This window comes from Thauera phenylacetica B4P (assembly GCF_000310225.1).
GTDB lineage: Bacteria > Pseudomonadota > Gammaproteobacteria > Burkholderiales > Rhodocyclaceae > Thauera > Thauera phenylacetica.
Genome location: NZ_AMXF01000336.1, coordinates 1 through 3,246, shown reverse-complemented (window position 1 = coordinate 3,246; position 3,246 = coordinate 1). Strand labels below are relative to the sequence as shown.

3 protein-coding genes are annotated in these 3,246 nt (G+C 71.9%); all 3 read left to right on the top strand.

All coding sequences use genetic code 11. From position 1 onward, the window contains the following. Positions 1-706: DUF3108 domain-containing protein (locus C667_RS21500; RefSeq protein WP_004383914.1), on the top strand; the 706-nt coding region annotated here is incomplete at its 5' end. A gap of 1 nt (position 707) precedes the next feature. Beyond that, a complete protein-coding gene (locus tag C667_RS21495; protein WP_004383912.1) occupies positions 708-2,045 on the top strand; it encodes an RsmB/NOP family class I SAM-dependent RNA methyltransferase in 1,338 nt (445 codons plus the stop codon). A 313-nt stretch (positions 2,046-2,358) separates the two neighbouring features. After that, positions 2,359-2,925, top strand: coding sequence for a phospholipase D family nuclease (locus tag C667_RS21485; RefSeq protein ID WP_039922665.1), 567 nt, complete (start codon positions 2,359-2,361; stop codon positions 2,923-2,925). Positions 2,926-3,246 lie beyond the last annotated feature (321 nt).

Below are 3,246 nucleotides of genomic sequence, written 5' to 3'. Positions count from 1 at the left end.
CGCGAGCCTGGCGGCGCTGCCCGGCGGTGCGGCGACCGAGCCGCCGGCGCAGGGCCACATCACCTACGACGTGCACTACGGCTCGTCGGGCTTCAAGGTGGGCGAGGCGCGCCACGAGTGGACGCTGGAGCAGGGGCGCTACGCATTGTCGCTCGCGCTGCAGGCCAAGGGGCTCGCCGGGCTGTTCGGCCTGGAGTACGAGCAGCGCAGCAGCGGCACGGTGGACGCCAAGGGCATGCGCCCGGCGCTGTTCGAGGTCGACCAGCGCGGGCGCAAGCCCGAGCGCGCCGAGTTCGACTGGGCGACCGGCAAGGTCAGCATCCGGCGCGGCGGCGAGGAGCGGCGCAGCGGCGAGATCCGCGCCGGCGACCAGGACCTGCTGAGCCTGTGGCACCAGGCGCGCAAGGTGGCGGAGTCCGGCAAGCCGGCGCGCTTCGCCGTGGTCACCAACAAGAGCATCAAGCAGGCCGTGCTCGAGCCGCGCGGCGAGGAGCGCCTCGAGCTCGCCGGCGAGCAGCTCGACACCGTGCGCCTGCACGCCTTCGCCGAGAAGGACGACCTCGACATCGACATCTGGCTGTCCAGGCGCCACAGCCTGCTGCCGGTCCGTATCCGCATCACCGACGACAAGGGCGGCGTGCTCGACCAGCGCGCCTCGCGCATCGAGGCGGGCGCAGCCGCCACCGCCGCCAGGAAACCGAACTGAAATGAAACCCAAGACCGAAAAGAATCGCGTGCGCAAGCCGCAGGAGCCGAGCCCGGCCGAGCGCCCCGCGGAGGGCGCGGTGACGCGCGCGCTCTTCATCCAGGCCACGCAGGCGCTCGGCGCCGTGCTCGCCTTCGACTATCCGGCCGACGCCGTGCTGTCGCGCCACTTCCGCGACAACCGCGAGCTCGGCCACCGCGACCGCGGCTTCATCGCCGAGGCCATCTACGGCGTGCTGCGCCGGCTGCGCTGGCTGCGCCGCATCGCCGGCGCCGAGGCCACCCCGCGCATGCTGCTGCTGGCCTGGTTCGCGCGCGGCGAGGGCTGGCCGATCCGCAATTTCGAGGGCCTGGCGAGCGCCACCGAGCGCGACTGGATCACCTCGATCAAGGCCGCCGAGGCGGGCGAGCCCAGCCTCGCCGAGCGCGCCGACCTGCCCGACTGGCTGGCCGATCGCCTGCTCGCGCAGATGGGCGAGGACGCGCTGCTCGCGCTTGCGCACGGGCTCAACCGCCCGGCGCCGCTCGACCTGCGGGTCAACGTCGTTAAGGCCGACCGTGACGCCGTGCTCGAGCGCCTGCGTGCCGACGGCGTGCGCGCCGAGCCCGGCCGGCTGTCGCCGCAGTCGATCCGCCTGGCCGGCAAGCCGGCGCTGCAGAAGCATCCGCTCTTCCTCGACGGCAGCTTCGAGGTGCAGGACGAGGGCAGCCAGCTGCTCGGCCTGCTGGTGCAGCCGCGCCGCGGCGAGCTGGTGGTGGACTTCTGCGCAGGCGCCGGCGGCAAGACCCTGCAGCTGGGCGCGATGATGCGCTCGACCGGGCGCCTGTACGCCTTCGACGTGTCCGAGAAGCGCCTCGCCAAGCTCAAGCCGCGCATGGCGCGCGCCGGCCTGTCGAACGTGCATCCGGTGCTGATCGCCCACGAGGCCGACGCCAAGGTCAAGCGCCTGGCGGGCAAGGCCGACCGCGTGCTGGTCGATGTGCCTTGCACCGGGCTGGGCACGCTGCGCCGCAACCCCGACCTCAAGTGGCGCCAGTCGCCGGCGGCGGTCGAGGAGATGGTCGCCAAGCAGGGCGCGATCCTCGCTGCGGCGGCACGCGTGGTGCGCCCCGGCGGACGCCTCGTGTATGCCACCTGCAGCCTGCTCGCCGAGGAGAACGACGCCATCGTCGATGCCTTCCTCGCCGCACACCCCGAGTTCCGCGCGCTGTCGGCGCAGGAGGTGCTGGCGGCCCAGGGCGTGGCGCTGGAGACCGGCGAGCGCCTGCGCCTGCTGCCGCACGTGCACGACACCGATGGTTTCTTCGCCGCGGTGATGGAGCGCGCCAAGGGTGCATGACAGGTTGGGCGAGCGGGTCGGCGAGCGGGTCGGCGAGCGGGTCGGCGAGCGGGTCGGTGAGCGGGTCGGTGAGCGGGTCGGTGAGCGGGTCGGTGAGCGGGGCGAGCTGCGGGTCGAAGATGAAATCAGCGACCAAATCAGCGACCAAATCGGCGAGCAAATCGGCGAGCAAATCGGCGAGCAAATCGGCGAGCAAATCGGCGAGAGGGGCGGCGACCGGACGGGCGAACAAATCGGCGAGCAAGTCGGCGAGCAAGTCGGCGAACGGGTCGAGCAGCGGACGCTCGAGCGGACTCGCGGGCACTGCGCGTCGATGCTCGGGTGGATGGCGGCGCTCGCCCTCGTTGCGGCGGCGGCGCCCCCGGGCGTGCAGGCGAGCGAGCGTTTCGCGGGCAAGGGTGAGATCGAGCTCGCCTTTTCGCCGCGGGACGACACCGAGAAGGTGGTGATCGGCCTCATCCGCAGCGCGCGCAAGACCCTGGAGGTGCATGCCTACGCCTTCACCAGCCGCAACATCGCCGACGCGATGGTCGCGGCGCAGCGGCGCGGGGTGCGCGTCGAAGTGCTCGCCGACGCGCAGATGAACCGCCGCGAGAAGGGCAACGCCATCCCGCGCCTGCTCGCGGCCGGCGTGCCGGTAGCCTTCGAGACGCGCTACAACGCGGCGCACAACAAGGTGCTGATCGTGGACGCCGAAGGCCCGCGCTGCGCGGTGCTCACCGGCTCGTACAACTTCACCTGGTCGGCCGACAACCGTAACGCCGAGAACATCCTGATCGTGCGCGACCACTGCGAGCTCGCGCGCGCCTACCGAGCCAACTGGCTGCGCCACCGCAAGGACGCGACCCGGGTCACGTCCCTGCCATGGCGCGAGAGATGACTCTGTAGGAGCGCCGGCAGGCGCGAAAGCAGCGGTGCCGCAAGCGGCCACGTCGCCGTTTCGCAGGGCGCATTCGCGGCTGCCGCCGCTCCTACATTAAACCGGAGCCGTGGTGGTTCTTGTAGGAGCACCGGCAGGCGCGAAAGCAGCGGTGGCGCAAGCGGCCACGTCGCCATTTCGCAGGGCGCATTCGCGGCTGCCGCCGCTCCTACATTAAACCGGAGCCGTGGTGGTTCTTGTAGGAGCGCCGGCAGGCGCGAAAGCAGCGGTGCCGCAAGCGGCCACGTCGCCGTTTCGCAGGGCGCATTCGCGGCTGCCGCC